The organism is Micromonospora sp. USAFONa4 (assembly GCF_057197825.1).
This window is the reverse complement of the sequence record NZ_CM170072.1, coordinates 1,324,287-1,346,710: the sequence shown is the minus strand read 5'-3', so window position 1 is coordinate 1,346,710 and position 22,424 is coordinate 1,324,287. Positions and strand designations below refer to the sequence as shown.

Here is a 22,424-nt window from a genome sequence, read left to right as displayed (position 1 = left end):
GATGGCCCCGCGCAGGGACGGTCAGGGGTCGGTGAGCAGCAGCCAGTCGTCGTCGAGCGGGGCGACGGTCGTGCCCTCGGGCCAGACGTGCGAGCCGGCGGTCGTCGCCCGCGCCTGGTCCACCAGGGGACGGCGGGCGAACGTCGCCCCGTCGAAGGTCACCGGGCCGTGGAAGCGGGCCCGGCCGAAGTTCGAGGCCCCCTCGAACCGGGCCCGCTCGAACCAGGTCTGGTCACCGAACTCGGTCCACCGGAACAGGGCCAGGTCCGCGAAGCGGGTCTGCCGGAAGCCGGCGTAGCCGGTGAACGTGGCGTGGTCCATCGAGACCCCGCTCAGGAAGACCGCCTCGCGGAAGGTCGCGCTGTCGGTGAAGCGGGACGCGTCGAAGCTCGCCGTCCGGTGGAAGGTGACGCCCCGGAAGGAGGCCCGGGCGACGGTGGCGTGCCGGCACGACAGCCCGCCGGCGAGGTCGGCGCGGTCGAAGCTGACCCGGCCGGTGATCCGGGCGCGGTCGAGGACGATCTCGGCGTCGCCGCGCAGGTCGTCGCAGGCCAGGTCCGCGAAGGTCGCGCCGAGGGAGAGCCGCCCGCGCACGGTCGCGCCGGCCAGGCTGGTGGTGCCGGCGCAGACCGCGCCGGTGAGGTCCGCGTCCTCCAGCGTGCAGCCGGCGGCGTCGAAGCCGTCGAGCCGGGCGCCGGTCAGGTCCAGCCTGACCCCGGGCCAGTAGGCGTCGTCGTCCGCGCGCAGGTGCCGGGTCAGGACCCGCTGGGCGGTGCGGCGCACCTCCGCCTCGCGCGCGTCGTCCTCCGGCGCCGGCATCCGCAGGTACGCGCAGAGCACCGCCACGATCGTCTCCCGCTGGGCGGGATTGTCCTGCCCGAGCCGCTCCAGGGCGTGCAGGCCGCCCAGGCGTACGGCCGCGTTGTCGTTGCCGAGCAGTGCGACGGCGCTGGTGTACAGCTCGGTCAGTCGGCGCTCGGCGGCGTCGTGCTCGGCGGCCTCGGCCTGCCGTTCCTGGTGGCTCTGCCCGGCCTCGGCGATTGCCTCCGCGTGCGCCTGCACCCGTTCCCGGTGCGCCTGGTCCTGCGCGGCGACGGCCTCCTGGTGCCGCTGGGCGCGTTCGCCGATCCACTGTCGCCGGGCGGCCAGCAGCAGGGCGAGCCCGCCGCCGGTGCCGGCGACCACGGTCAGCCCGGTGCGGATGGCGTCGATGCGCAGCGTCGCGCGGGTGTCCGGCTGGGCGGCGCGGTCGGCCTCGCCGAGCAGCCAGTCGAGCACCAGCCAGCCGAGCAGCGCGGCGACCAGCAGCCCGACGAGCACCAGCCACCACGGCATCACCCGCAGCGGCTCTTCGCGGGGCGGGGTCGGGCGCACGGGTCACAGCATGCCACCGCGCCAGGGTCGACGTGGGAACCGCGGGAGCTCCGGCGACGCCGGACGGGTACGTAGGCGATCGTGATCCGCTCCGTGTTGCGGTGCCGGGCCGCGCGGGTACGTCATGCGGCGACGATTGGTTGTGGGACCGGGTGAACGACCCGGCGGCGGTCGCGAAAGACGAGGATGACATGGAGTTTCTAGCCAGTCCCGAGCTGTGGATCGCATTCGCGACGCTGCTCCTGCTGGAGATCGTGCTGGGCGTCGACAACGTGGTGTTCATCTCGATCCTGGCCGGGCGGCTGCCCGAGCACCAGCAGGCCCGCGCCCGCACGATCGGGCTCTCGCTGGCCCTGGTGACGCGGCTGATCCTGCTGGCGTCGCTGTCCTGGGTGATCGGGCTGACCGCACCGCTGTTCACTGTGCTGGGTCAGGAGATCTCCGGGCGGGACCTGATCCTGCTACTGGGCGGATTGTTCCTGTTGGGCAAGGCCACCTACGAGATCCACGAGCACCTGGAGGGGGAGGAGCACGCCAAGTCGGGCAAGGTCGCCTCGTTCGGCGCGGTGATCGCCCAGATCCTCGTCCTCGACGTGGTCTTCTCCCTCGACTCGGTGATCACCGCAGTCGGCATGGTCGACCAGCTGTTCATCATGGTCGCGGCGGTGATCATCGCCATGATCGTCATGTTGGTGTCGGCCGGCGCCATCAGCCGGTTCGTCAACGAGCACCCGACGGTGAAGATGCTGGCCCTGTCGTTCCTGCTGCTCATCGGGGCCAGCCTGGTCGCCGAGGGCTTCGACCAGCACATCCCGAAGGGCTACGTGTACGGCCCGATCGCCTTCTCGATCTTCGTCGAGTTCCTCAACCTGCGGGCCCGCAAGAAGCGCCAGGAGGCGAAGCCGGTGCACCTGCACCCGACGTACGTCAAGAACGGCCAGGCCCACCCTGAGCCGGAGTCGACGGCGCCGGTCGGCTGACCGACGGGGCTCCGACGCCGCTCCCGCCCACCCGGGCGGGGGCGGCGTTCGTCGTGGGTGGACGGAGGGCGGGTCGGCGCGGGATGTTGCCGGGGGCCACGCGGGGAGCTACCCGCGCGTAACTTTCCATTGACGTTTCCGGATTGTGGCGGGCATCATCGTGTCCACGATCGATCGGAACCACCCCCGCCCCGCCCGGTGCCACCGGGTTCCTCCATGGGAGGTGCAGCTTTGCTGCTCCGAAAGATCGTCCCCGCCCTCGCCGTCACGGTTGCCGCCGTCCTCGCCGCCCCCGCCGCCGCCGTCGCGGCCCCCGACCGGCCTGCGGCCAGCGCAAGCGCCACCGCCGCCGTAGCCGGGGAACGCGTCACCAGCACCGCCGCCGAGATCGCCGCCGCCGAGGCAGGTAACCCCGTCATCGTCGTCGGTGGCCTCAGCGGCATCGCCCCCGCGTACGAGCCGCTGGCCTCCCGGCTGCGCGTCGACGGGTACCGGGTCTGGGTCTACCAGCTGCCCAACCTCGGGCTCGGCGACATCCCCACCTCGGCCCGCGCGTTCAGCAGCTTCGTCGGGCAGGTCCGCGCGTCGACCGGCGCGACCAAGGTCGACGTCGTCGCCCACTCCGAGGGCGGCCTGGTGTCCCGGTACTTCATCAAGAGCCTGGGCGGGACCAGCAGCGTCGACCGCTACGTCAGCCTCGGCACCCCGCAGTACGGCACGTACGTGGCCAACATCGTGAAGTTCCTCGGCCTGGGCAGCTGCGCCGGCATCGTCGCCTGCCAGCAGATGTCGATCGGCTCGTCGTTCCTCGCCGGCCTCAACGCGGGCGACGACACCCCCGGCACGGTCCGCTGGACGGCGGTGCGCACCCTCCAGGACGAGCTGGTGCGCCCCGTCGACAACGCCAAACTGGCCGACGGAGTGACAAACGTGCTGATCCAGTCGGCGTGCCCCCTGCGGGTCGTCGGGCACCTCGGCCTGGTGCTCGACGGCACCACCTACACGGTGATCCGGCAGGCCCTGCGCGACCAGCCGATCCGCCCCAACTGCTTCGCCCTGTAGCGCTCGCGTGGGGCGACGGCCCGTGTGCCGCCCGCCCCACGGCCACGTCGTCAGGCCGCCCTGGCCAGGGCCGCGTACTCGTCGTCGGTCAGCCGCACCTCGGCGGCGGCCACGTTCTCCTCCAGGTGCGCCACCGACGACGTGCCCGGGATCGGCAGCATCACCGGCGACCGGCGCAGCAGCCAGGCGAGCGCGAGCTGGGCGGGCGTCGCGCCGTGTCCGGTGCTGATCGCGTCCAGCGGACCGCCCGGCCGCGCCAGGTTGCCGGTGGCGATCGGGAACCAGGGGATGAACGCGAGGTCGTTGCGCTCGCAGTGCTCCAGGACGGCCTCCGCGCTGCGGTCCGCCAGGTTGTAGAGGTTCTGCACCGAGACGATCGGGGTGACGGCGCGGGCCGCCTCGATCTGCTCGACGGTCACCTCGGACAGGCCGATGTGCCGGATCTTGCCCTCCTGCTTGAGCAGCGCCAGCTCCCCGAGCTGGTCGGCGAGCGGCACCTGCGGGTCGATCCGGTGCAGCTGGTAGAGCCCGATGGCCTCCAGGCCGAGGTGCCGCAGGCTCAGCTCGCACTGCTGGCGCAGGTACTCCGGGCGCCCCACCGGACGCCAGTCGCCGGGGCCGGAGCGGGTCAGGCCGGCCTTGGTCGCGATGACCAGGTCGTCGGCGTACGGGTGCAGGGCCTCCCGGATGAGCAGCTCGCTGACGAAGGGCCCGTAGGAGTCGGCCGTGTCGATGAACGTCACGCCCAGCTCGTACGCCCGGCGCAGCACCCGCACGGCCTCGGCCGGGTCCTTCGGGTCGCCCCACACGCCGGGGCCGGTGAGCTGCATCGCCCCGTAGCCGAGCCGGTCGACCTGGAGGTCGCCCCCGATCCGGTACGTCCCCGAGGCCTTCGCGGGCTGCTTGCCGGCGTCATTCGTCATGCGTGGATTCCCATCCTGTCGTCCGTCTCCGGCGGTCGATCCCACCACCTGGAGGCTTTCCCGCCGATCGCCGCCCGCACCACCGCCGGGGCGGATCGAGACCGGGATCACCCGGGCCGCACGTGCACCGGGGCCGGCACGTGGTCGAGGTGGGTGTGCCGGAAGGGCCGGGTCAGCGGGCACGGGTCCAGCCCCAGTGCGTCGAGGATTGCCACGTGCTGGCACTCGGCGAACAGCCGGGGCGCGTCGTCGAGCGGCACCTCCCCGCGCAGCGCCGCGCCGAGCGCGGCGACGTCGACCGCGCCGACGCCCAGCCGCACGAACAGGGTCGGGTCGTCCCCGCTCGGGCCGGGCGGCGGCGGGGCGTCCAGTGGGTAGATCGTGCCGTCGAAGCCGGCGAGGACCTCGTTGTCGTCGTCGTCCCAGTATTCCGTCACCCAGCTCCGGTCGGAGAGGTAACGGTGCGTCTCCCGGCCGTCGACATGCAGGGTGGCGGTCATGACGCTGGAGTCGAAGACGTCGAAGGTGACCGCCGGCTCGCGCGTGAGCAGGGTGATCAGCTGCGCCAGGTCGTCGACCTCGGCGTAGCCGCTCTCCTCCTCCTCGCGCGAGACGACCGCCCACCGGCGCTCGCCGACCTGCGTCACGTACGCCTCGGTGCCGACGTCGGTCAGCACCCTGCGAATCTCCGTCAGCTCGCCCACGGCCAGGATCGTCTGGTAGCTCGTGCCCACGCCGGCAGCGTAGGACGGGGGTCGGACAGCGCCCGGCCGCCGCGCCCCGTGTGCAGCGCCGGTGCCCTGCCAGCGGCGCCGACCGGGCTGCGGAAACGGCGCGAGCGGGCCGCAACCGGGCCGGGCGGCCGACGAAGTTGCCCGGAGCACCCGTGCTGGCCGGCTGCCCGTGCGACGCTGGGCCGTGCCGGCTCGACGTCGACCACGGGCGCTCGCCCCGCCGGTCGACCAAGCGCACGTCGCCGCGTGCGGCGCGACGCGGGAGGGGAGCGCCATGACGGGAGTGCCGCAGGTCGACTTCGCGCTCGACACGTACGAGTGCATCGTGCTGTATCCCGGCGCGGCCGGGCGGGCGCTGCCGGCGGAGACGGTGCAGCGGTTGCAGGCCGAGCACCTCGCGCACATGCAGGCCCTGCAACGGCGGGGGATCATTCTGGTCGCCGGCTCGGTGGACGGCCCGGCCCGCGAACCGGACCCGCCGATCGGCTTCGGCCTGGCCCGCACCGGCTCCGTGGACGACGTGCGCAGCGTGATGGAGGCCGACCCGGCCGTCCAGGCGGGGCTCTACCGGGTGGACGTGCTGACCTTCCTCTGCCCGGAGGGCTCGCTGGAGTTCCCGCTGGTCAAGATGCAGAGCTGACCCGCCCGCCCCGCCGGCCAGGACGCGGAGCCGGCGGCGCGGCCGGGGCGCACCCGCCCGCGAAGCCGTCCGCTGGGGTGCCGTCGAGCCGCGTAGCCGCGCAGACGCGCAGACGCCACTCCCTACCGCGGCAGTCACACAGGGTAGGCAATCTCCACCGCCGGACCCTCCCGCCGTTTCCCCTTTGCTCTGCAGGCATATAGGCACCGGACACGTTGCGTAAGCGGTGCGTATGTGGCTGCAGAGCAAAGGGTTGCGGGAAGGGTGGGTGACGCGATCGAGGCATTCCGCAAAGCCGCTGTTCAGGGGCTTCTGTCGGCGACGGGGGGCGGAAGGGCGTGCTACGCGGCTGGTCGGCGGTTACGCAGAGCAACTTCGAGGGCGTAACAGGATGCGATTACCTGACGTTACCGAAGCTGCCCGGTTGGGACGTCCGGGTGTCCGGGTGTCCCGGGTGCGCGCGGCGCGCCCTCCACCGTCCAGCGTGACGCGGTCCGTGGCGGATCCCGGCCACCGCGCGCGTCAATCGGGCGGCGACGAGTGGGCGGCTGCTTCCCGTCGCCGGTCGATCGGCGGGGAGCACCCGGCTGTCCGTTCGCGCCGGGGGCGTACGATTCCCCGCGCGCGGTCGCCGATGCCCGCCGCCTCAACGTTCCGGCGTGGGTTCCGCCCGCCGGCTGCGCGCGTGACGCGCGTCGTTGGACAATGTTCCGCAGTCCGCAAGGGGTCGGCCCACAGCCAGACCCGGAGGAGAGACTAGCCTGATGGGCGTGACACGCCGCGCGAAGATCGTCTGCACTCTTGGTCCTGCCACCTCGTCGCCGGAGCGCATCCGGGGCCTCGTCGAGGCCGGCATGAACGTGGCGAGACTCAACTTCAGCCACGGGAGCCACGAGGATCACGAGGCGGTGTACCGGCTGGTCCGCGAAGCCGCCGAGGCTGCCGGACGGCCCGTGGCCGTGCTCGCCGACCTCCAGGGCCCGAAGATCCGGCTCGGCCGGTTCGCCGACGGCCCGCACGAGTGGCGCACCGGCGACTCGGTCGTCATCACCGGTGACGACGTGCTCGGCACCAAGGAGCGGGTCTCCTGCACCTACCGCAAGCTTCCGCAGGAGGTGAAGCCCGGCGACCGGCTGCTGATCGACGACGGCCGGGTCGCCGTCGAGGTCACCGACGTCACCGGCAACGACATCCGCTGCCTGGTCACCGAGGGCGGCCCGGTCTCCAACAACAAGGGCGTCTCGCTGCCGAACGTGGCGGTCAGTGTGCCGGCGATGTCCGAGAAGGACGCCGAGGACCTCCGGTTCGCCCTCGGCCTGGGCGTCGACCTGATCGCGCTCTCCTTCGTCCGCTCGGCGGACGACATCAAGCTGGTGCACGGCATCATGGCCGAGGAGGGCGTGCACCGCCCCGTGCTGGCCAAGGTGGAGAAGCCCGAGGCGGTCGACTGCCTGGAGCAGATCGTGCTGGCCTTCGACGGCGTCATGGTCGCCCGCGGCGACCTCGGCGTGGAGCTGCCGCTCGACCAGGTGCCGCTGGTGCAGAAGCGTGCCGTGCAGCTCTGCCGGGAGAACGCCAAGCCGGTCATCGTGGCCACCCAGATGCTCGACTCCATGATCGAGAACTCCCGGCCGACCCGCGCCGAGGCCTCCGACGTGGCCAACGCCGTGCTCGACGGCGCGGACGCGGTGATGCTCTCCGGCGAGACCAGCGTCGGCAAGTACCCGGTGCTCACCGTCAGCACCATGGCGAAGATCGTCACCACCACCGAGTCCGGCTCGATCGGCGTGCCGCGCCTGCAGCACGACCCCCGTACGCACGGTGGCGCGCTGACCGTCGCCGCCTCCTCGATCGCCCGGGCCATCGGCGCCAAGGCCCTGGTCGCCTTCTCGCAGACCGGCGACACCGTGCGGCGGCTGTCCCGGCTGCACTGCGACCTGCCGCTGCTCGCCTTCACCCCGGTGCCCGAGGTGCGCAACCAGCTCGCCCTCTCCTGGGGCGTCGAGACGTTCCTGATGCCGTTCGTCGAGCACACCGACGACATGTTCCGGCAGGTCGACCAGGCGCTGCTCGGGCTCGACCGGGCCAACCCCGGCGACTACGTGGTGATCGTCGCCGGCAGCCCGCCCGGCACCCCCGGCTCGACCAACACGCTGCGCGTACACCAGCTCGGATCGCTGGTCGACGCGGCGTCGGCGCGGGCCTTGCAGTGAGCGACGCGGACGTCGCGGTCGGGCAGGCCGCGGTCGACCAGCTCCTGGAGGTGCTCGACCTGGAGCACACCGGCGGGATGACCTTCCGGGGGATGAGCCCCCCGGTCGGTCCCCAGCGGGTGTACGGCGGCCAGGTCGCCGGCCAGGCGCTTGTCGCCGCCGGACGCACCGTCGACCCGGCCCGCTTCGTGCACTCCCTGCACGGCTACTTCGTGCGGCCCGGCGACCCGGCCGAGCCGATCGTCTACGAGGTGGAGAACGTCCGCGACGGCCGCTCCTTCTCGGTGCGCCGCTCGGTGGCGCTACAGCACGACAAGCCGATCTTCTTCATGTCGGCGTCGTTCCAGCGGACGGAGGAGGGCCTGGACCACCAGGCCCCCACCCCGCCCGACGTGCCGGGGCCGGACGAGGTCCCGACGATGGCCGACCGGCTCGCCCGCTACCCGGAGCGGCTCGGCATCTGGGCGCAGATCCCGCGCCCCATCGACGTCCGCTACGTCGGCGAGCCCGGCTGGGTACGCCCCGGCGACCGCCCCGCCGACCCCCACCAGCGGGTCTGGATGCGCATCGACGGCAAGCTGCCCGAGGATCCGCTGCTGCACGCCTGCGCGCTCACGTACGCCTCCGACCTGACGCTGCTCGACTCGGTGCTCTCCGTGCACGGCGAGGTCTGGGGCCCGGGCGGCGTGGTCGGAGCCAGCCTCGACCACGCGCTCTGGTTCCACCGGCCGTTCCGCGCCGACGAGTGGTTCCTCTACGACTGCTGGAGCCCGTCGGCCTCCGGCGCCCGGGGGCTCGCCACCGGCCGCATGTTCACCACCGACGGGCACCACATCGCCAGCGCCGTGCAGGAGGGGCTGCTGCGCCGCGTCGGCGACTGACCGTCCCGACCGTCGTGGCGCGGCCCGGCCCGAGGCCGCCACCTTCCATCGGCTGTGCCGCGAGGTCGAACGCGGCTACCCGTCGGGCTCGCCACCAGCGTCGTCTCCGGCGCCGCCCGCGCATCGCCACCGGCCGATCGGTCGAGGGGTGATCGTCCGGGCGGGTCGGTCGGGCGACTAACCTTGCCGCATGCGCCTCTCCGCCCGGGTCGACTACGCCCTCCGCGCGGTCGCCGAGCTCGCCTCGGTGACCGCGGACGCCGGGCCCGGGCGAAGCCGGCCCGTGACCGCCGACCAGATCGCCCGCGCCCAGGAGATCCCGCCGAAGTTCCTGGAGAGCATCCTGCTGCAACTGCGCCGGGGCGGCATCGTGCAGGCCCAGCGCGGCCCGGAGGGCGGCTATTGGCTGGCCCGACCGGCCGGGGAGATCTCGCTGGCCGAGGTGATCCGGGTGATCGACGGCCCGCTCGCGCACGTACGCGGGCAGCGGCCCGAGGAACTCGGCTACCACGGGGCGGCGCGCGCCCTCCAGGAGGTCTGGATCGCCCTGCGGGCCAGCGAACGCGAGATCCTGGAACTGGTCACCGTCGCCGACGTGGCCGGCGGCACCCTGCCGGGCCGGGTCGTCGAGCTGGCCGCCGACCCCCGCGCCTGGACCTGACCCGCACCGGCCCCGCCGCCGGACCCGTTCCGCAGTTCCGCTGCGCTCCGGGTCCAAATCCCCACCTGGTCCGGTGCCTGAGGGTCCCGGGGCAGCCCCGGGCCTGGCCTGGTCCCGCACGCCCGCCGGACTCCCTTCCGCTCCGTATCGTGCTCGTCGTCGCCCCGGCCGGGCGGCGTCTGTCGTCTCACTGACCGGTTGGAGGCTTGACCGGGGCACGCCCCGTGCCGCATTGTCGACCAAGTCGATAGGAGATGCCGAAAAGTCAGGGGGCGCTCGTGCGCAAGCTGCTGGTCCTCGCGCTGGTCGGGCTCGCCGCGCAACTCGTCGACGGCGCGCTCGGCATGGCGTACGGGCTGACCTCCTCCACGTTGCTGCTGCTCGTCGGGGTGGCGCCGGCCGCCGCGTCGGCGTCCGTGCACCTGGCCGAGATCGGCACCACGCTCGCCGCCGGGGTGTCGCACTGGCGGTTCGGCAACGTCGACTGGCGGGTGGTCGGCCGGATCGCCCTGCCCGGCGCCGTGGGCGCGTTCGCCGGCGCGACCTTCCTCAGCTCGATCTCCACCGAGTCGGCCGCCCCGTGGATGGCCGGCATCCTGTTCACCCTCGGTGCGTACCTGCTGGTGCGCTTCTCCCGACCGCTGCGCACCGATCGGCGCGGCGGCCGGTTGCGTAGCCGCTTCCTCGGCCCGCTCGGCCTGGTCGCCGGCTTCGTCGACGCCACCGGCGGCGGCGGGTGGGGCCCGGTCGCCACGCCGGCCCTGCTGGTCAGCGGGCGGATGGAGCCGCGCAAGGTGATCGGCTCGGTGGACACGTCCGAGTTCGTGGTCGCCGGCGCCGCCAGCCTCGGCTTCCTGATCGGCCTCGGCTCCGAGGGCTTCCTGCTGCCCATGGTGGCCGCGCTGCTCATCGGCGGTCTGATCGCCGCGCCGATCGCGGCCTGGCTGGTGCGCATCGTCCCCGCCCAACTGCTCGGCGCGGCGATCGGCGGCGTCATCGTGCTGACCAACGCCCGTACGCTGATGCGCTCGGCCGACCTCGGCGGCACGGCCCGGCCGGCCGTCTACGCGCTGCTGGCCGTCGCCTGGGCCGCCGCCCTGGCACTGGCCGTACGGGCGCTGCTGCGCACCCGCCGCCAGCGCACCGTCGCCGCCACCGCCCTCGCGGCCGGCCCCACGTTCTCGGCGGCCGAGCGCCCGTTCTCGGCCGACGCCCCCTCGACGGAGTCCCCGGCCGCCGACCCTCTCCCGACCGTGGCGGCGGTCCCCTCGCTCAACAACCGCTAACCCCCGCCCCGGCGCCGCCCTGCCCCGCCCCGCCCCGCCCCGCCCCGCGTCGTGTCGTGTCGTGTCGCGTAGATCTTGGTAGAAGCGTGCCCCTCCAGGGGCCGATTCCTACCAAGATCTCTAGCCGCCCCGCACCCGCACCGGCATCGGGCGGTCAGCGGGGGAGGAGGGCGGTCGCGGCGTCGGTGAGGAGGGTCCACGCCTCGTCGACGTGGACCTCGGTGCTCTGCGGGGAGCCGACGGCCAGGCGCAGCGTGTAGCGGCCGTTCACCCGGGTGTGCGTCAGGTGCACCCGGCCCGTGGCGTTGACCCGGGCCAGCAGCTCCGCGTTGACCTCGTCGTCCGCCGCCAGCCGGAAGCACACCAGGGAGTACGGGTGCGCCCCCACCAGCGCGAACCGGTCGTCGGCGCGGACCCGGTCGGCGAACCGGGCGGCGAGCGCCACGCCGGAGCGGATGTGCGCGCGCAGCCCCTCGGCACCGTACCAGCGCAGCACGAACCAGAGCTTCAGCGCCCGGAACCGGCGGCCCAGCGGCACCTGCCAGTCCCGGTAGTCGATCACCGCGCCGGACTCGGTGGCGGCGTTGCGCAGGTACTCCGGCAGCACGCTCAGCGCCTCGATCAGCTCCGCCGTGTCGGCCACCCAGAACGCGTCGCAGTCGAAGCCGGTGAGCAGCCACTTGTGCGGGTCGAAGCAGTACGAGTCGGCGTACTCCAGGCCGGCGTGCCCGAACCGCAGCTCCGGGCAGACCGCCGCCGCTCCCGCGTACGCGGCGTCGACGTGCAGGAAGACGCCGTACTCGGCGCAGATCGCGCCGATCTGCGGCAGCGGGTCGATCGCGGTCGTGGAGGTGGTGCCGACGGTGGCCACCACGATCGCCGGCACCACGCCGGCCGCCAGGTCCGCCTCGATCGCCGCACGCAGCGCCGCCGGGGACATCGCCTGCGTCTCGGGGTCGACCTCGACCGGCCGTACGCCGTCGGCGCCCAGCCCGGCGATGCGGGCGGCCTTCTCGATGGACGAGTGGCCCTGGGTGGAGGCGTAGGCGCGGTAGCGACGGTCGACGCCGACCTCCCGCCACCGGCCGCCACCGGCGCGGTGCAGCGCGACCAGGGTCGCCACCAGCGTCGCCGAGGACGCCGAGTCCTGGATCACCCCGCCGCCCCCGGAGCCGGAGCGGAACCGCTTCGGCAGGTCCAGCAGGTCGGCGAGCCAGTCCAGCAGCACCGTCTCCAGTTCGGTGCACGCCGGCCCGGTCGCCCAGAGCATCCCCTGCACGCCCAGCCCGGCGCTGACCAGGTCGCCGAGCACGCTGGGCCCCGAGGTGTTGGCCGGGAAGTAGCCGAAGAAGCCCGGGTGCTGCCAGTGCGTCAGCCCCGGCGTGATCAGGGTGTCCAGGTCGGCCAGGACGGCCTCCACCGGCTCGCCGTGCTCCGGCGGGCCGGCGGGCAGCCGGGCGGCCACCGTCCCGGGTGGGTCCTGCGAGGTCACCGGACGCTGCTCCAGCGTCGCCCAGTAGTCGGCGATCCAGTCCACCACGGCGTGCCCGGCGCGTCGGAACTCGTCCGGGGTCATGTGCTCAGCCACGCCCTGAGTCGATCAAGAATCCGGGCCGGGGGCAAGGGAAGTGGCTGGTGCCCCCCGCCACGGGGACACCCGGCCAGGGCGGCCGGGGGGACGGATTGTCCGCTGAAAGCGCTTGCCCTAGCATCGCAGGTGCGCGGAGCCACCCCTCGACGCCGCCCGCCGGAGCACCGACGCCGCACTGCCGGCGCCGGAGTGCCGACACCGGAGCGGCGGCGACGACACCGACGCCGCACCGACGGCATCGGACCACCGCCGCAAGCGCGGCGTCTCCTCCCGCCGGCCCGGGCAGGCCGACGGCGACGGTCGCCGCGCGCCCAACCTCCCCGGAGGACACTCCCCATGCCCGTCACCCACCGCCGCGTCGCGCTGCTCGCCGCAGCCGCCGCGGCCGCACTCGCCGCCGGTACGCTCCCGACCCTCACCGCCTCGGCTGCCGCCGCCGGCTGCCGCGTCGAGCATCGGATCACCAACCAGTGGCCCGGCGGCTTCGGCGCCGACGTCACCGTCACCAACCTGGGCGACCCGGTGAACGGCTGGACCCTCACCTGGTCGTACACCGCCGGACAGCGGGTCACCCAGGCGTGGAGCGCCGTCGTCGACCAGTCCGGCGCCCAGGTGACCGCCCGCAACGTCGACTACAACGCGGTGATCGCCACCGGCGCCAGTGCCGCTTTCGGCTTCACCGGCTCCTGGGACGGCAGCAACCCGGCGCCGACCAGCTTCGCCCTCAACGGCACCGTCTGCACCGGCACCGTGCCCACCGGCGGCCCGACCACCCCGCCACCCACGACCCCGCCACCCACGACCCCGCCACCCACCACCCCGCCGCCGACCGGGGCGGTGCAGATGGAGGACCTCGACCGGGGGCTGGTCAGCGTCCGCTCCGGCAGCGGCAACCTGGTCTCCTGGCGGCTGCTCGGCACCGAGACGACCGGGGTGGCCTTCAACCTCTACCGCGGCGCGACCAGGGTCAACGCCAGCCCGATCACCGGGGCGACCAACTACCTGGACAGCGGCGCGGCGGCCGACGCGACCTACACCGTGCGCGCCGTCGTCGGCGGCACCGAACAGGCGGCCTCCGCGGCGGCGCTCCGGCTCCCCGCCGGCTACCTCGACGTGCCGTTGCAGGTGCCGGCGGGCGCGAGCACGCCGAGCGGCGAGAGCTACACGTACTCCGCCAGCGACGCCTCCGTGGGCGACCTCGACGGCGACGGCGACTACGAGTTCGTGGTCAAGTGGGAGCCGTCCAACGCCAAGGACAACTCCCAGTCGGGCTACACCGGCAACGTGTACGTCGATGCGTACACCCTCGCCGGCACCCGGCTGTGGCGCGTCGACCTGGGCCGCAACATCCGGGCCGGGGCCCACTACACCCAGTTCCAGGTGTACGACTACGACGGCGACGGCCGCGCCGAGGTGGCCATGAAGACCGCCGACGGCACCCGCTCCGGCACCGGCCAGGTGATCGGCTCCGCCACCGCCGACCACCGCAACTCCAGCGGGTACGTCCTCGCCGGCCCCGAGTACCTGACCATGTTCGACGGCCGCACCGGCGCGATCCTCTCCACCGTCAACTACGACCCGCCGCGGGGCACGGTCTCCTCCTGGGGCGACAACTACGGCAACCGGGTCGACCGCTTCCTCGCCGCCACCGCCTACCTCGACGGGCAGCGCCCCTCCCTGGTGATGGCCCGCGGCTACTACACCCGGGCGGTCGTGGCGGCCTGGGACTTCCGCGACGGCACCCTGCGCAAGCGGTGGACCTTCGACTCCAACGCCTCGGGCAACGGCGCCGCCTACGGCCAGGGCAACCACAACCTCTCCGTCGCCGACGTCGACGCCGACGGACGCCAGGAGATCGTGTACGGGTCGGCCACCATCAACGACGACGGCCGCCTGATGTACGCCACCGGCTTCGGCCACGGCGACGCCCTGCACGTCGGTGACCTCGTCCCCGGCCGCGCCGGCCTGGAGGTCTTCACGATCCACGAGTCCGGCAACCAGCCGGCGGCCGACCTGCACGACGCCCGCACCGGCCAGGTCGTCTGGCAGCGGCCGAACAACGGGGGAGTCGAGGGCCCCGGCCGGGGCGTCGCCGCCGACATCCACGCCGGCAGCCCCGGCGCCGAGGTCTGGGGCGCCGGCACCCACATGGGCGACCTCTACAGCGCCACCGGGGCCGTCGTCGGGCGCCGGCCGTCCTCGGCGAACTTCCTCGCCTGGTGGGACGGCGACCCCGTCCGGGAACTGCTCGACGGCACCCGCATCGACAAGTACGGCACCGGTGGCGACACCCGCCTGCTGACCGCCAGCGGCGTGGCGGCGAACAACGGCACCAAGTCCACCCCGGCGCTCTCCGCCGACCTGTTCGGCGACTGGCGCGAGGAGGTCGTCTGGCGCACCAGCGACAGCCGGGCCCTGCGGATCTACAGCACGCCCACGCTCACCGGCACCCGGATCCACACGCTCATGCACGACCCGCAGTACCGGGTGGCGGTCGCCTGGCAGAACACCGCCTACAACCAGCCCCCGCACCCGGGCTTCTTCCTCGGCGACGGCATGGCCGCCCCGCCCACGCCCAACGTCTACCTGCGGTGAAGCGACGACCGGCCGGCGGCGGCGCCTTCGGGGCACCCCGTCGGCCGGTCGCGGGACGGAAAAGGCACCGGGCCGCAGCCGCGGAATCCGCACAGCTCCGGCCCGGTGCCCCACACCGCGGCATCCCCGACCCGTCCCGACCGGGAATGCCGTACCACCACCGAGGTCAAAACTAGGCGGGCCACGCGTCGCCCCGGTGACGCCGACGTGAAGATCGTGTTTCAGCCCTCGCGGCGCAGGCCACCGGCCACGTGCTCGGCGATCAGCTCGTACGAGCGCACCCGGTCGGCCACGTCGTACACCAGCGTGGTCAGCATCAGCTCGTCCGCGCCGGTGCGCGCCAGCAGCTCGCCGAGCTGCCGCCGTACCGTCTCCGGGGAGCCCGTCGCCTGCCCGTCGCGGCGCTGCCGCACGAACTCGCGCTCGGCCTCCGTGTACGGGTACGCCGCCGCCTCGTCCGGCGTCGACAGGGGCTCGGGCCGCCCCGAGCGCAGCCGCAGGAACGACAGCGCCGCCGGCCCCGCCAGCCACTCCGCCCGCTCGTCGGTGTCCGCGCAGACCGCGTTGACGGCCACCATCGCGTACGGCTTCTCCAGCCACTTCGACGGCCGGAAGTGCTGCCGGTACAGCGCCAGTGCGGGCACCGTGTTCTGCGCGCTGAAGTGGTGCGCGAAGGAGAACGGCAGGCCCAGCAGCCCGGCCAGCTGGGCGCTGAACCCGCTGGAGCCGAGCAGCCAGACGGCCGGCTGCTCGCCGAGGCCCGGGGTGGCGGTGATCGGCCCCGGCCGCTCGCCGCTGAAGTAGTTCATCAGGTCCGCCAGCTCCCGGGGGAAGCCCTCCGCCGACAGCCCCTCCATCGTCCGGCGCAGCGCCAGCGCGGTCACCTGGTCGGTGCCGGGGGCGCGGCCGATGCCCAGGTCGATGCGGCCCGGGTGCAACGCTTCGAGGGTGCCGAACTGCTCGGCCACCACCAGCGGCGCGTGGTTGGGCAGCATCACCCCGCCCGAGCCCAGCCGGATCGTCGACGTGTGCGCCGCCAGGTGCGCGAGCAGCACCGCCGGCGCGGAACTCGCGATCGCCGGCATGTTGTGGTGCTCGGCCACCCAGAACCGGTGGTACCCGAGTTCCTCCGTGCGCCGGGCCAGCTCGGTGGTGTGCCGCAGCGCCGCGCCGGCGGTGGCGCCGGCCGCGACCGGGGCAAGATCGAGAACAGACAGCGGTACGTTGATCACAAGGGTGGCCAACCCGTCCCACCTCGGGTTTGTTCCCCGGGGCGATCCGCCTCACGCGCCTGTCGCGGGCCCGTGGCGCGCTCAGCCCATGCCCCGCGCCTGCTCGAAGATCAGGCTCGTCTGGGTGTGCTGCACCGCCGGGTCCACGGCCAGGTGGTCCAGCACGAAGTCCCGCAGGGCGTCCGCCGAGGCCGCCCGCACGTGCAGCACGTAGTCCTCCGCGCCCGCCACGTGGAACACCGCCACCACCCCCGGCAGCCGCACCGACCGGGCCCGGAACGCGTCCACCGCCGCCCGCTCGTGCGCGGTCAGCCGCACCGACACCAGCGCCTGCAACGGCAGCCCCACCGCCGCCGGATCGACCTCCGCGTGGAACCCGCGGATCGCCCCGCGCTCCCGCAGGGCGCGGGTGCGGGTCAGGCACGTCGAGGGGGCCACCCCGACCCGCTCGGCGAGGGCGTTGTTCGGCAGGCGGCCGTCGGCGGCCAGCTCCGACAGGATCGCCCGGTCGGTGTCGTCCAGATCGGCGAACCGCCGCACATCATTCGTAGCAAGGGGCATGGAAGCATCATCTATCGAACCGACCCGCGCCTCCAAGGGCAATTACCGAATCATGTTCGGAACTATTGCCGCCCGTTGGCGCTATGTTCGATCCTTCCAGCATGACGACCGTGGACACCAGAGCCGTGCACGCCGGCCGCGACGACCTCGCCGCCCTCGGCGTCCACGTGCCGCCCATCGACTTCTCCACCACCAACCCGCTGCCGTCCGTCGACGCCGGCGGCGACGCGTACGAGGCCCTCGCCACCGGAGGCACCCTCCCCGCCGGCGGCAGCGCCGTCTACCAGCGCCTGTGGAACCCCACCGTGGCCCGCTTCGAGACCGCCCTCGCCGACCTCGAGGACACCACCGACGCCGTCGCCTTCGCCAGTGGCATGGCCGCCCTCACCGCCACCCTGCTCGCCGCCACCCGGGACGGCAGGCGGCACCTCGTCGCCGTCCGCCCCCTCTACGGCGGCACCGACCACGTGCTCGCCACCGGCCTGCTCGGCACCACCGTCACCTGGGCCCGCCCCGACGAGGTCGCCGCCGCCGTCCGCCCCGACACCGCCCTGGTGATCGTCGAGACCCCGGCGAACCCCACCCTCGACCTGGTCGACATCGCCGCCCTCGCCCGCGCCGCTGGCGACGTGCCGCTGCTCGTCGACAACACCGTCGCCACCCCCGTGCTCCAGCAGCCCACCCGGCACGGCGCGACGCTCGTGCTGCACAGCGCCACCAAGAGCATCGGCGGGCACGGCGACGTCCTCGCCGGCGTGGTCGCCTGCGACGCCGACTGGGCCGCCCGGCTGCGCCAGGTCCGCGCGCTCACCGGCGCGATCCTGCACCCCCTCGGCGCGTACCTGCTGCACCGCGGCCTGCAGACCCTGCCGGTACGGGTGCGTGCCCAGCAGGCCGGCGCCGAGAAGCTCGCCGCCTGGCTCGCCGCCCACCCCGCCGTCGCGCAGGTGCACCACCCGTCGCTGCACGACCCCGCCGGGCTCGTCGGACGGCAGATGAGCGGCCCCGGCAGCCTCCTCGCCTTCGAGGTACGCGGCGGCGCGCCCGCCGCGGCCGCCGTCGCGAACGCCTGCCGGCTGATCACCCACGCGGTCTCGCTGGGCGGCGTCGACACCCTCATCCAGCACCCGGCCTCGCTGACCCACCGCCCCGTCGAGGGGGAGGCCAAGCCGTGCGGGGGCCTGCTGCGCGTCTCGGTGGGCCTGGAGGACGCCGAGGACCTGCGCGCGGACCTGGCCCAGGCCCTCGCCGAACTCGGCTGACCGCCCCCGTCGCCGCCCTCGCTCCCGCGAGTCGGTCGCCCCCGTCGCCGCGAGTCGCCCCGCCGCGGGCGTCGTGGCGCACGGGTGGAACGCCACGGGTGCCAACGGGCCCCGGTGACACCCGTGGCGTTCCACCCGTGGGGGCCGACCGGGCGGCACGGTCAGGACTTCGGGCCGACGTGGCGGTCGAGGGCGGCGACGGCGTCCCGGCGCGCCACGGAGAGGGAGTTGCGGCGGTTCATCCGCCAGGCGATGCCGAGCAGGTCCAGCGCCCACTGACAGAGGCCCATGATGTCGGCCGACTCGTTGACGAACATGTAGCGGGGGTAGACGTAGCTCCTGCCGCGCACCGTCACCCGGTTGGTGACGCGGCACCCGTCGGAGTGGAACAGGCCCCGCAGGAAGTCGCCGGGTCGCGCCGTGAGGATCTCCCGCTGCCAGTCGGCGAGGACGATCTGACGCTCGTGCTTCTTGCCGGGACCGTGCTGCGGGAACAGGCACGGCCAGTGCCTGCCGGTGCTCTGGACCGCCACGCAGCCCTGCTTCTGGATCCGCTGGACCTTCTTGGCGAGCACCGCCCTCATCGCCACATCGCAGGCGTCGATGAGGTCAGGCCATGCGTCGGCGCAGTAGATGCGCAGGACGGGAACCCGGTCGGTGGTGACCAGGTGACCGTCCCCGAGATAGAGGCCCAGCAGGTAGGGATAGGCCGTCGGGTCAGTCGGATTGCCGACATCGGGGGAACAGCGGAAGCAGCGAGCGGCGGTGCCGACCATGACCGGCTCGGGTCGGTCCACGCACCAGTGCCAGACGGTGCTGTATGGCAGGGACAGGTCCCGGGCGACCGACCGGATGTTGCTGCCGCGAGCGCGGAGGGCGCGGGCTCGCGCCCGCATCTCAGGTGGGTGCACCCACGCATCATCGAACAGGTGTATGACAGGTGTGCCGGGAGCGGGATTCGAACCCGCAAGCCCTTTCGGGCAGAAGTGTTTGAGACTTCCGTGTATGCCGTTCCACCATCCCGGCGAGTGCGGCTTACTGTACCCGACTACGCTCGTGCGGGAGCATGGGTGGTAGCCGTGCCGGGAACGATGGTGGGAGTGGCTCGTGGCCGAGATGCAGACGGACGTCGAGCGCAGGCGCGTTCTGATCGCCGAGGACGAGGCGCTGATCCGGCTGGACCTGGCCGAGATGCTCGTCGAGGAGGGCTACGAGGTCGTCGGGGAGGCGGGTGACGGCGAGACCGCCGTCCGGCTCGCCGAGGAGCTCAAGCCGGATCTGGTCATCCTCGACATCAAGATGCCGATCATGGACGGGCTGGCCGCCGCTGAGCGGATCGCGGGCGCCCGGATCGCCCCGGTGATCATCCTGACCGCGTTCAGCCAGCGTGACCTGGTGGAGCGGGCCCGGGCGGCCGGCGCGATGGCGTACCTCGTGAAGCCCTTCCAGAAGAGCGACCTGGTGCCGGCGGTGGAGATCGCGCTGTCGCGCTACTCGGAGATCGCCGCCCTGGAGTCGGAGGTCGCGGGGCTGACCGACCGGCTGGAGATCCGCAAGACGGTCGAGCGCGCCAAGGGCGCGCTGATGACGACGTACGGGATGACCGAGCCGCAGGCGTTCAAGTGGATCCAGCGCACGGCGATGGACCACCGGATGACCATGAAGGAGGTCGCCGAGCGGATCCTCGCCGAGACCGCTGGCGGCGAGGTCGCCCAGCCCGCGTCCTGAGGTGCCGTCGGGGCGGCGCGACACGCCGGGGAGCGCTCCGGGGGCTCCTCGCGGGAGCCGCTGATCGATAACATCTGATCCATGCGGACCCGACGGCTGGTGGCGGTGCTCGGTGTCCTCGCGGTGCTGCCGGCCGGCTGCGACCGGGCCCCGGCGGAGCCCGCGGTCGAGGCCGAGCCGCTGCGCCCGCGGTGGCAGCCGCTGACCCTGCCGGCGCCGCCGGGCGCCCCCGGCCGGCCGCTGCTGCGCGACGCCGTTGCCTGCGCCGGCACGTGGTTCGTGGTCGGCGGGCTGGCCGACGCGGCGGGGGAGACCCGGCCGGCGGCCTGGCGCAGCACCGACGGCGTGTCGTGGACGGCGCTGCCGGTCTCGCCGTCGAGCCACTACGGCCGCCAGCACGTGCTCTACGCGGCCGGGTGCCGCGACGGCCGGCTGGCGGCGCTCGGGGCGAAGAACGGCGGCGCGCACGGCAACCCGCGCACGGGCACCTGGTCGCAGTCGCCGGGCGGGCAGCTCCGGGAGGCGCCGGCGCCCTTCGAGCTGTACGCCGGCCCGCGCGCGGTGAGCGTGGCGCGGCTCGCGGCGGGGCCGGCCGGGTGGCTGATCGCGGGGGCGCGGGTCGACGGGGCGGCGGTCTGGACGTCGCCGGACGGCGAGCGCTTCACGATCCGGGAGGGCGTCGCGGAACTCGCCGGTGACGGGCGGGGGCGGACGGTCGCGTACGACGCGGTGGCCGTGCCGTCGGGCTGGTGGGTGGTGGGCGCGGTGCTGCCGCCCGGCGCGACGGCGCTGACGCCCCTGGCCTGGAGCTCGGCCGACGGGCGGTCCTGGCGGCGGGTGGCGCTGCCGGTGCCGGACGGGCGGGGCCAGGCGCAGCGGGTGGCCTCGGTCGACGGTGCGGTGGTGGCCCTCGGCCCGGTGCGCGGCGGGTTCGCGACCTGGCGGCTGGCGGGCGACGGGTGGCGGCGGGCCGGCGGGTTCGGCGCGGCCGGCCCGGGGGTGTCCACGGTCGACGCCCTGGTGCCGGCCGGGCGGGAGCTGGTCGCGGTGACGGGGGACGGCGGCGGTCACGGACTGTGGCTTTCCGCCGATGCGGGGGATTCGTGGCGACTGATGGCCATGCCGGCCCCGGTGCCGGATGGTGGGAACACGGCCGTGGCGGTCGCGTCACAGGGTGATCGACTGGTGTTGGTGTCTGACGACGGGCAGGCGTCCCGTGCCTGGTCAGTCGGGTTGCCGACCATCGATCGGTAAAGGGTGGACGAGGTTCGACCCGTTACCGATGAAACGAAGGCGAAGGCCTTTCGCCGCCGACGGTTCTTACAGCGATCGTTTCGAACCCGCCACGCCGTGTAACGGTTCGGTCAACCCGCTCCCCTGGGGCTTTCGTCACAGCTCAAAGGTGGGATAGCGTCCGGCCCCAGACCGGCGACGACGGTCTGGTTCGTCCGCCCCCGCAAGGGCCAATCGGCAGCGGGTGGTTCGGACCATGGGACGGAGGAGGGTTCGGGCCTTGAGGCAGAAGCTCGCGCGCGTTATCGGTGGGGTCGCCATGCTGGCGCTCGTCGCCGGCGGCACGGCATGCTCCAGTAGCGACGACGCGGCGTCCGGTGGCGACGCCTGCGGCAACAAGATCGCGTTCTTCGGCGCGCTGACCGGCCCGTCGGCGGCGCTCGGCATCAACGAGAACAACGGCGTCAAGCTGGCGGTCGACAAGTACAACAAGGAGAACGCCGACTGCAAGGTCGAGCTGGTTCCCCTGGACTCGCAGGGCAGCCCGGACCAGGCCCCGGGTCTGGCCCAGAAGGCCATCGACGACACCAAGATCCTCGGCATCGTCGGCCCGGCCTACTCGGGTGAGTCGGAGGCCGCCGGTCCGCTCTTCAACGAGGCCGGTCTGGTGACCATCACCCCCTCCGCGACCCGCCCGAGCCTGGCGGACCAGGGCTGGAAGACCTTCTTCCGCGCGGTCGGCAACGACTTCAGCCAGGGCCCGGCGGCCGGCAACTACATCAAGAACGTGCTGAAGGCCGACAAGGTCTACGTCATCGACGACCAGTCCGCGTACGGCGCCGGCCTGGCCGACGAGGTCAAGAAGGTGCTCGGCCCCGCGGTCGTCGGCTCCGACAAGGTCCAGGGCGAGGGCAAGCAGGTCGAGTTCTCGGCCGTGGTCACCAAGGTCAAGGCCGCCAACGTCAAGGCGATCTTCTACGGTGGCTACTACCAGGAGGCCGGCCTGATCCGCAAGCAGCTCACCGCTGCCGGGATCACCGCTCCGCTGATCGCGGGCGACGGCGTGAACGACGCCGCGTACATCACCTCCGCGGGTGCGGCGGCGGCCGAGGGCACCATCCTCACCTGCCCGTGCCAGCCGGCCGCCGAGGCGCGCGGCACCTTCGTCGAGGAGTACAAGGCGCTCAACGGGGCCGACCCGGGCACCTACAGCGACACGGCCTACGACGCGGCGAACATCCTGCTGGCCGGCATCAAGGCGGGCAAGACCACCCGTGAGGGCCTGCTGGAGTTCGTGAAGGGCTACAGCGGCGAGGGCGTCGCGGCGAGCTACAAGTTCGTCGAGGGCGGCGAGCTCGACCCGGCGCAGGTCAAGGTCTGGGCCTTCAAGGTCCAGGGCGGCAAGGTCGTGCCGGAGCAGGAGATCCCCAAGTCCTGACGTCGGTCGCTGCTACGGCGATTGAGTGGT

General features: G+C 73.5%; 19 protein-coding genes and 1 tRNA gene. 12 read left to right on the top strand and 8 right to left on the bottom strand.

Features of this window, described 5'->3' with window-relative positions; translation table 11 throughout:
• Positions 1–21 precede the first annotated feature (21 nt).
• Positions 22–1,374 carry a pentapeptide repeat-containing protein gene (locus AC0OO9_RS05325; protein WP_484516016.1) on the bottom strand — a complete coding sequence of 451 codons (1,353 nt, stop codon included), beginning with the start codon at positions 1,372–1,374 and terminating at the stop codon, positions 22–24.
• 191 nt (positions 1,375–1,565) lie between these two features.
• Here AC0OO9_RS05325 and AC0OO9_RS05320 point away from each other — a divergent pair, with 191 nt between their 5' ends.
• Both AC0OO9_RS05320 and AC0OO9_RS05315 read left to right on the top strand, forming a co-directional pair.
• Positions 1,566–2,354, top strand: coding sequence for a TerC family protein (locus AC0OO9_RS05320; RefSeq protein WP_484516014.1), 789 nt, complete (start codon positions 1,566–1,568; stop codon positions 2,352–2,354).
• Between the two features lie 231 nt (positions 2,355–2,585).
• Positions 2,586–3,416, top strand: coding sequence for an esterase/lipase family protein (locus tag AC0OO9_RS05315; RefSeq protein WP_484516012.1), 831 nt, complete (start codon positions 2,586–2,588; stop codon positions 3,414–3,416).
• Positions 3,417–3,466: 50 nt separating this feature from the next.
• On the opposite strand, the gene AC0OO9_RS05310 is transcribed toward AC0OO9_RS05315, so the two are convergent.
• Both AC0OO9_RS05310 and AC0OO9_RS05305 read right to left on the bottom strand, forming a co-directional pair.
• Entirely contained in the window at positions 3,467–4,339 is an 873-nt protein-coding gene (locus AC0OO9_RS05310) for an aldo/keto reductase (RefSeq protein WP_484516010.1), read from the bottom strand.
• 107 nt (positions 4,340–4,446) lie between these two features.
• On the bottom strand, positions 4,447–5,073 hold the full coding sequence (locus AC0OO9_RS05305; protein WP_484516009.1) for a hypothetical protein: 627 nt from the start codon (positions 5,071–5,073) through the stop codon (positions 4,447–4,449).
• A gap of 274 nt (positions 5,074–5,347) precedes the next feature.
• Between AC0OO9_RS05305 and AC0OO9_RS05300 the strand changes: the two genes are divergently transcribed.
• The 5 genes from AC0OO9_RS05300 (at position 5,348) to AC0OO9_RS05280 (ending at position 10,754) form a co-directional block, all read left to right on the top strand.
• Positions 5,348–5,713 (top strand): YciI family protein, encoded by a 366-nt coding sequence (locus AC0OO9_RS05300; protein ID WP_484516007.1) that lies wholly within the window; start codon positions 5,348–5,350, stop codon positions 5,711–5,713.
• Positions 5,714–6,477: 764 nt separating this feature from the next.
• Complete coding sequence (pyk, locus tag AC0OO9_RS05295) at positions 6,478–7,926, top strand: pyruvate kinase (RefSeq protein WP_366642117.1); 1,449 nt, start codon at positions 6,478–6,480, stop codon at positions 7,924–7,926.
• Entirely contained in the window at positions 7,923–8,807 is an 885-nt protein-coding gene (locus tag AC0OO9_RS05290; RefSeq protein ID WP_132236419.1) for an acyl-CoA thioesterase, read from the top strand. The genes pyk and AC0OO9_RS05290 overlap by 4 nt, the downstream gene beginning before the upstream one ends.
• A 190-nt stretch (positions 8,808–8,997) precedes the next feature.
• On the top strand, positions 8,998–9,468 hold the full coding sequence (locus AC0OO9_RS05285; RefSeq protein WP_311413602.1) for an RrF2 family transcriptional regulator: 471 nt from the start codon (positions 8,998–9,000) through the stop codon (positions 9,466–9,468).
• A 278-nt stretch (positions 9,469–9,746) separates the two neighbouring features.
• The gene (locus AC0OO9_RS05280; RefSeq protein ID WP_484517857.1) at positions 9,747–10,754 is read left to right on the top strand and encodes a sulfite exporter TauE/SafE family protein; all 1,008 of its coding nucleotides are present in this window, start codon (positions 9,747–9,749) and stop codon (positions 10,752–10,754) included.
• A gap of 154 nt (positions 10,755–10,908) precedes the next feature.
• Here the strand turns inward: AC0OO9_RS05280 and AC0OO9_RS05275 are convergent, their stop codons facing one another.
• The gene (locus tag AC0OO9_RS05275) at positions 10,909–12,342 is read right to left on the bottom strand and encodes a pyridoxal-dependent decarboxylase (RefSeq protein WP_484516003.1); all 1,434 of its coding nucleotides are present in this window, start codon (positions 12,340–12,342) and stop codon (positions 10,909–10,911) included.
• Positions 12,343–12,681: 339 nt separating this feature from the next.
• Between AC0OO9_RS05275 and AC0OO9_RS05270 the strand changes: the two genes are divergently transcribed.
• Entirely contained in the window at positions 12,682–14,940 is a 2,259-nt protein-coding gene (locus AC0OO9_RS05270) for a rhamnogalacturonan lyase family protein (RefSeq protein ID WP_484516001.1), read from the top strand.
• A 221-nt stretch (positions 14,941–15,161) separates the two neighbouring features.
• Here the strand turns inward: AC0OO9_RS05270 and AC0OO9_RS05265 are convergent, their stop codons facing one another.
• Positions 15,162–16,172, bottom strand: coding sequence for an LLM class flavin-dependent oxidoreductase (locus tag AC0OO9_RS05265; RefSeq protein ID WP_484517856.1), 1,011 nt, complete (start codon positions 16,170–16,172; stop codon positions 15,162–15,164).
• An 81-nt stretch (positions 16,173–16,253) separates the two neighbouring features.
• Positions 16,254–16,733, bottom strand: a complete 480-nt coding sequence (locus tag AC0OO9_RS05260) for an Lrp/AsnC family transcriptional regulator (RefSeq protein WP_132236429.1) — start codon at positions 16,731–16,733, stop codon at positions 16,254–16,256.
• 83 nt (positions 16,734–16,816) lie between these two features.
• Between AC0OO9_RS05260 and AC0OO9_RS05255 the strand changes: the two genes are divergently transcribed.
• The gene (locus AC0OO9_RS05255) at positions 16,817–17,995 is read left to right on the top strand and encodes a trans-sulfuration enzyme family protein (RefSeq protein WP_484515998.1); all 1,179 of its coding nucleotides are present in this window, start codon (positions 16,817–16,819) and stop codon (positions 17,993–17,995) included.
• Between the two features lie 161 nt (positions 17,996–18,156).
• Here AC0OO9_RS05255 and AC0OO9_RS05250 read toward each other — a convergent pair whose 3' ends face one another.
• Together AC0OO9_RS05250 and AC0OO9_RS05245 are read right to left on the bottom strand one after the other, a co-directional pair.
• Complete coding sequence (locus AC0OO9_RS05250; protein ID WP_484515996.1) at positions 18,157–18,906, bottom strand: transcriptional regulator; 750 nt, start codon at positions 18,904–18,906, stop codon at positions 18,157–18,159.
• A 32-nt stretch (positions 18,907–18,938) separates the two neighbouring features.
• Positions 18,939–19,021 (bottom strand) — tRNA-Leu (locus AC0OO9_RS05245).
• A gap of 81 nt (positions 19,022–19,102) precedes the next feature.
• Between AC0OO9_RS05245 and AC0OO9_RS05240 the strand changes: the two genes are divergently transcribed.
• The 3 genes from AC0OO9_RS05240 (at position 19,103) to AC0OO9_RS05230 (ending at position 22,394) form a co-directional block, all read left to right on the top strand.
• The gene (locus AC0OO9_RS05240) at positions 19,103–19,723 is read left to right on the top strand and encodes an ANTAR domain-containing response regulator (RefSeq protein ID WP_484515994.1); all 621 of its coding nucleotides are present in this window, start codon (positions 19,103–19,105) and stop codon (positions 19,721–19,723) included.
• A gap of 81 nt (positions 19,724–19,804) precedes the next feature.
• Positions 19,805–20,977 carry a beta propeller repeat protein gene (locus tag AC0OO9_RS05235; RefSeq protein WP_484515992.1) on the top strand — a complete coding sequence of 391 codons (1,173 nt, stop codon included), beginning with the start codon at positions 19,805–19,807 and terminating at the stop codon, positions 20,975–20,977.
• A gap of 259 nt (positions 20,978–21,236) precedes the next feature.
• Positions 21,237–22,394, top strand: a complete 1,158-nt coding sequence (locus AC0OO9_RS05230; RefSeq protein ID WP_484515990.1) for a branched-chain amino acid ABC transporter substrate-binding protein — start codon at positions 21,237–21,239, stop codon at positions 22,392–22,394.
• Positions 22,395–22,424 lie beyond the last annotated feature (30 nt).